5 protein-coding genes and 1 pseudogene are annotated in these 6,250 nt (G+C 62.8%); 3 read left to right on the top strand and 3 right to left on the bottom strand.

Annotated elements, in window-relative coordinates:
* Positions 1-404: 404 nt before the first annotated feature.
* Positions 405-1,151 (bottom strand): glycosyltransferase, encoded by a 747-nt coding sequence (locus GY937_05250; GenBank protein MCP5056117.1) that lies wholly within the window; start codon positions 1,149-1,151, stop codon positions 405-407.
* Between GY937_05250 and GY937_05245 the strand changes: the two genes are divergently transcribed.
* Both GY937_05245 and GY937_05240 read left to right on the top strand, forming a co-directional pair.
* A complete protein-coding gene (locus tag GY937_05245) occupies positions 1,011-2,003 on the top strand; it encodes an NTP transferase domain-containing protein (GenBank protein MCP5056116.1) in 993 nt (330 codons plus the stop codon). The two genes, GY937_05250 and GY937_05245, sit on opposite strands and share 141 nt — an antisense overlap.
* Entirely contained in the window at positions 1,996-2,985 is a 990-nt protein-coding gene (locus tag GY937_05240; GenBank protein ID MCP5056115.1) for a hypothetical protein, read from the top strand. Before GY937_05245 ends, GY937_05240 begins: the two co-directional genes overlap by 8 nt.
* Here the strand turns inward: GY937_05240 and GY937_05235 are convergent.
* Complete coding sequence (locus tag GY937_05235) at positions 2,972-3,571, bottom strand: formyl transferase (GenBank protein ID MCP5056114.1); 600 nt, start codon at positions 3,569-3,571, stop codon at positions 2,972-2,974. The two genes, GY937_05240 and GY937_05235, sit on opposite strands and share 14 nt — an antisense overlap.
* Positions 3,572-3,943: 372 nt before the next feature.
* Positions 3,944-5,179 (bottom strand): annotated as a pseudogene (locus tag GY937_05230) (ISNCY family transposase).
* Positions 5,180-5,485: 306 nt separating this feature from the next.
* Here GY937_05230 and GY937_05225 point away from each other — a divergent pair.
* A complete protein-coding gene (locus GY937_05225) occupies positions 5,486-6,199 on the top strand; it encodes a PEP-CTERM sorting domain-containing protein (protein MCP5056113.1) in 714 nt (237 codons plus the stop codon).
* The last annotated feature ends 51 nt before the right edge of the window (positions 6,200-6,250 follow it).

Genomic DNA, 6,250 nt, shown 5'->3' with positions numbered 1-6,250 from the left:
CAGGCTCCAGAGCCTGGAACCCGAAGAGAGAAACGAAAGTCGGAGACGAGGGAGGAACGACGCGCCCAAGAAACAACGCTGCTCCAAGAGGGCAGGCGTCAGGGGACGTCACTGCCTGTTGACAACCGGGGGCCTGATAGGTGTCAGGCGGCGGCACGACAAGCTCGCCACCAGAACCCGACGCCTAGGATCGCTGTCGCGATGATCGCGAGACCTGATGTGCTTCCGGACACGATCAAGCCAAGGCCGGATACCACCAAGAGAAGGCCGATGACAGCTGATATATGCCACCACTGTGGACACGTCCGCCTATTGAACCACCAGATCGGCGAGAAAACCCCAAGACTTGCAATGGGCGCTCCGCTAGCAATGAGTCCTCATTCTCCCCAGAGGGACTTGTCAAATCACCCCCTTATCGGACACGAATCCCCCGTTGGAACTCCTATTCTCAAGCCGGTGAAGAAGGTCCGTTTGAACGTCCAGGAGTATCGAAGTCGTCGTTTCGGTATTTGGTGCTCGACCACCGCATCCGACACGAACACCACCCTGCCACCTCCGCGGATGGCTCGCTCGCAGAACTCCGTGTCCTCGCCGCTGAGCAACACGCCGTCGACCCGACCGAGGTCTTCGCGGAACCAGGCGTTCTCCCCGACTGCCAACTTGCTGAACCCCATGCTGGCACCGAAGACCCGATCAGTTTCGGCGGTCCCACCTCCCGTGTCACGCAATGCCAGTTGGTTGCGGGCGAGAGACGAGTTGCGGACTATCCACGGCGGAGTCGCCAACCAGCGTGGGACGATCCGTCCTCCGACCACGGCGGCGCCGGCTTCTAGCTCCCGATTGAGCGCGGTGAGCCAGCCGGGCTGCGGCACACAATCGGGATCCGTGAACATGATCCTGTCGTGGACCGACTGAGCAATCGCGACATTGCGTCCATTGGACAGGTTCTTGCCTGGGATCCGGAGGTACTTGACGCGCTCAACACCAACGCACAGCTCTGCGAACTCCTCATGGTCGGAACTGTCGACCACGACAACGTCAGCTGTCGGCTGCCGTTGCGCAAGCACGGCATCGAGACATTCCCGGAACTGAGAAACGGAGTCGTTGACGCAGCGGATCGCAACGGTAATGGCGGCTGTGGTCTCGGTCACTCAAACTCCCGAGGTGAAGTAGCGACGACGCAAGATGCTAACGGTCTCGATCCCCGGGCCGATGGAACCCACGAGAGCTGGTGGTCCTACCCAGATAGCTACTCTCGCGCACGTCGAACCACGGAGACGCCAGTGGCAATAGCCGTCATTCAAGCCAGAATGGCCTCAACACGGCTACCAGGCAAGGTGCTGCGACCCCTTGCAGGTCGTCCCGTGATTTCCTGGGTCATTCGGGCAGCCAAAGAAAGCGGCGCCTGCTCGCGTGTCGTGGTCGCGACGTCGGATCATTCCAGCGATGACGTTCTTGTCGCGGCCGCAGAGGATGAAGCGGAGGTGGTGAGAGGTCCTCTCGACGACGTCCTCAGCCGGTTTGTCCTCGTTCTGGATCGCCTTGGAGACGATGACGTGGTGCGGCTCACGGCGGACTGCCCCCTCCTTGATCCCTCTCTCATCGCCATGGCCGGTACTGCATTCGCAAGCGGGGATGTCGACTACCTGAGCACAACCCATCCCCGTTCCCTTCCAAGAGGTCTGGACGTGGAAATCTGCTCGGCTGCTGCGCTCAGGATTGCAGCCGCCGAGGCCACGGGAGTCGACCGAGTCCACGTGACGTCATTTCTGTACCGGCACCCGGATCGGTTTCGGCTAGCGGGGCTGACCTTTTCACCCCCAGCGGACGATCTGCGCGTAACGCTAGACACCGAGGACGATGCACGAGCGCTTGAGGAACTGGTGCAGGTCCTGGGTGATCGAGCGCCGACGTGGTTCGCGGTTGTGCAGACGCTTCGCGCCCGCCCCGACATCGTGGCCCTCAACGCCGACGTGCGCCAGAAGCAGATCGAGGATGGCTAGAAAACTCTGGATCAGGGCAAACGCGTCGGCCGAGGTCGGTATCGGTCACGTGATGCGGACCATGGCGGTAGCAGAAGCAGCCGCAGCGGCAGCAATCGACATCACCTATGTGATGGACTCCGATCCCACCGGCGTGCAAGTGCCGGCCAAACATGGATTCGATGTCCTCGTGATCGAGCACGAGGAGCGCCGCAGTTGGCTCGAGAGAGTCCGCAGAAGCGATGCAGTTCTCTTCGATGGCTATACCTTCGAGCCTGAGGACCACGAGTGGGCGCGAAGCACCGGAGCCAAGATCGGCGCAGTCGATGATTGGGGGCGCGGAGAGTTCGACGTGGATGTACTGCTCAATCAAAACTTGCTCGGTGACCATCGTTACCACGTGCGGGAGGACACTCGAATGCTGCTCGGGCCGGCGTTCGCTCTCGTCCGAGCGGAGTTCCATGCTCTCCGGAGACGGCGAGGCGAGACCGCCGACTCGATCGTGGTTTCGACCGGAGGTTCGGATCCGACTGGCGTAGCAGTCGAGTTCATGCGGATCGTTGAAGAAACCGGATGGTTCGGGAAACGAAGTGTTCTGGTCGGTCCGATGTCCACAATCGCTCCCGACCGTCCGGGTTGGCAGCATGCGATCGATCCACAGAGTCCGGCTCTCGTATTCGACGCTGCGGATGTCGTACTGTCGGCGGCGGGTTCCACAACCTGGGAGCTGCTCCACATGGGACTACCCACCATCATCGTCCAGACCCACGACAATCAATCACTGGTAGCCGAAGCCGCAGAACGCACCAGGGCTGCATTAGTCGTCCGGAACCTCCCCGGGCTTGCCGAGGAAGCAACCTCATTTCTCGCAGCGCTGCGGGATAGGCGGCTCAGAGTGCAGCTGAGCGAGCGAGCTATGGCAACGGTAGACGGGAGAGGCGGCAAGCGCCTGCTGGGTGCTCTGTTCCCGGACCGGTGGAACGAACCGATCAAGACCGGTTGAGTCGATGGGCGCGACCGTAGGTCTCGAGAACGCCGACCGGCGTATCCCACCCCTCGGTGAGGAGATACAGGTACGGTTCCTTGTCCTTCACTCGATGACTCGTTCCTGTGCCGGCTTGTCGCCGACGTGGACAGCTCTGCCCTTTAATATCGACCCACGCCACCTGGAAAAGTCTCTCAATCTCAGCGCAAAGCGCGGCATACGTGGTGGCTAGCGTTTCGACCTCCGAGTCGAATGACATCTCACTCTGGACGATAATGTCCCCGGTGTCGACACCCTCGTCGAGGTAGTGGATGGTGACACCCTTCGGGGTGGAGTCGAGGAAGCTCCAGAAGTTGGGATCGGCGCCCTTGTTCCACGGGAGCAGCGAGATATGCAGATTGACGGCTCTGCCCTCGAAGCGATCAAGAACAGGCTTCCCGAGAATGAAACGATATCCGTAGCTCACTAGGAGAGAGGCATCGGCCTCTTCGAGTAATTGAGGGGTCAAGCGGGCCGTAGTCTGGGTGACCACATCACCCTCGCCCTCTATCCACGCCGGCAGGCCAGATTCAGGCGGACCGAGAAAGAGAACGCGGTCGGTCATTCCGGCGAGACCTCCTTCACGCTCAGCTGAGGTGCTCAAGCGTGAGCACCTCATCGTTCTGGACCGCCCACTGGGGTTGCACTGTTGGCGATCCGTCCTTGATCTCCCCCTGGGGTTGTCGGCCCAAAGTACAAATGTCCGGTTTTCTCCAAAGTAGAAATGTCCGCTTTCTCTTCTGATTCCGGCTTCTCCGCTGCCGAGTCCCGGGGCCCCAGTGGAAAGCGCCTGGCGCTTTCCACTGGGGCCCCGGGACTCGGCAGCGGAGAAGACGGCCTGTGTGGATCACGGTTGGGCCTCTTCGGAGGAGTCCGTCGTGGTCCGCCGGTGCGTTCCGGCGCGCAGCAGACGCGCTTCTCGCAGGGTCGTCGTTGACGACTTCGCGATCTTCGCTTCGGTGCGCTCGCGCTGTCGTTCTCTGACGAGGTCCATCACCTCAGAGAGCCGCTTGTTCTCGACGACTTCTCCCTGTTGCACGCCGTGCTCCTTCGGGAAAGCCGTCGCCAGCAACGTGTGCTCGCCGTGCCAGAAGCAGAGAGAGCCGTCCTCCCGCTCCTCGATGCCGACTCTCTTCCCGCGAGCAGCCTTCGCGGCCTCGGTCGGGTCGAGCACGTACAGCACCCGCTTGTAGTTCAAGGTCAAGCTCTTCGAAACAAGCCGGGTCTCCTGCCAGGTGAAGACGCGGACCAGATCGTCGGAGGGCTGAAGCGGACGGTGGGCGTCGTACTCGCTCCGCGGGGCCCGCGCGAACCGGCGGTTGTAGTCCGCGATGAACTCCGGGGCGAAGGCGTTCGCCGCCTTGACGTCGCTGATCCCGCGCAGACGGAGCTCCTTCACCAGCCGGTCCTGCAGCGTCAGGTGAGCGCGCTCGACGCGGCCCTTCGCCGCAGGCGTGTTGGCGCAGAGGATGTCGATGTTCAGGCGTCCGAGGGCTCGGCGGAACTGCGTCACCCCAGTTCCGCCTTGGGGCTCCTTCTTGTTCACTCGGAACACCGTGGCCTTGTCGCTGTAGAGCGCCACGGGCTTGCCGTGCTGCTCGAGGTACGAGCGCGTCGCTGCGAAATAGGAGAACGCCGACTCCGACTCGCAGAAGAGAAGCTCCATCAAGGCGCTGGTGGCATCGTCGACGAACACCAGCAGGGTGCAGCGCTCGGCGCGCTCCTCGAACCACTCATGGTCGCAGCCGTCGATCTGGATCAGCTCGCCGCGACACGGCCTACGCCGCCGGGGCTGCTGGATCCGCGGCTCTCGGCGAGCCCGCGGGACCCAGAGGCCGTCGTCGATCATCCAGTGCCGAAGCGTCTCGACCGAGAGCCGAAAGCCGTGCAGCTCCGTCAGCTTCTCGTGGGCGAGCGTCGGACCGAAGCCCTCGTACTGGCTGCGGACCGTGGCGAGCGTCTCGCGGCGCAGCTCGCCAGGCAACCGCCGATTGCTGGGCCTGCCGCGATGCTTCGATGCCAAGCCCCCGGGGCCCTTTCGCTCGTAGGTTCGCCGAAGCCGACGCACCTGCCGGCTCGTCAGGCCCAGCATCCTCGCCGCCTCACGCTGCGTCAGCCGCTTCGCGATCATGCGCTCGATCACGCCAACACGATCCAGTTCCTCGTAGCTCATGCTCACTGGTACCCCGGGCGACTGGAAAAAGCGGACATTTCTACTTTGGAGAAACCGGACATTTCTACTTGGGTACTACAGATGAACGTCCGGGTATGGGCGTTATGTCAAGCCCCTGCGGGGATCCCGCGACGGGCTCCAGCATTCCGGACCTCGGTGCGGCGTAGCCCCGAGAACCGACCTCCCCCGGGGGCCATCACCTCACCACTCGGAAGAAATTACGCATGGAGAGGGGCTTCTGCCCCGAATCCCTGACACAAACGCCCCCGTCACACCACCTACCTCCCGGAGACCGGCAATCCGGCCTTGGCCCGCTGCCGGGTGGTCTTCGCGGAGGAACGCATGCGCGCAATGATCCGTGTTCTGTTTGCCCTTGCGCTGGTCGCACTGCCGGGATCGGCGTCGGCCACTACGATCATCGGATCGGGCGTTGGACTGGATACGCTGCTCGGCGGCGGTTCGGTGCAGGTCGGCGACAAGTTGTTCGAGAGCTTCACCTACAACTTCACCGGCGACATGCCGGACGCGGCGGGCGTGAACGTCATCCCGATCATTGACTCCATGGGGAACTACGGCATCCGCTTCCAGGGCGCCTTCGTCGACCTCGCTTCGACCGTTGGTGGCTCGGACGCACTGGTCAGCTTTCAGGTGACCGCCACGGCCCCGGGCTTCGTGATATCGGAGGCCCACCTCGCCGGCAACCCGACGCTGCTCGGCACCTCGGGCTCGATCTCGGTGACCGAGACCTTCGATTTCGATCCGAACCTGCGGATCATCATCTTCGACGACGAAAGCGGGGGAACCCAGTCCACCGACTCCGCGATCGTCCCCAACCTCGAGACGATCGCGGTCACCAAGGACATCCTGGCGATCGCCGTCGGCCAGGCGGGCCAGAGCACGGTAACGATGTCGTTCATCGACCAGACCTTCGCGCAGATTCCCGAACCGGGTACACTGCTGCTGCTGCTCGGCAGCGGCCTTCCGGTTCTCGCGATCTTCCGCCGGAGGAGCACCAGCTAGCTCGTTCTCAAGGCCTGCGCGTACCGCCCCCTTCGAACTGCGGTACCAAGC

This window comes from bacterium, from assembly GCA_024228115.1.
GTDB lineage: Bacteria > Myxococcota_A > UBA9160 > UBA9160 > UBA6930.
Note: the sequence above shows the minus strand (reverse complement) of the source record. Positions and strands in the feature narration are given on the sequence as shown.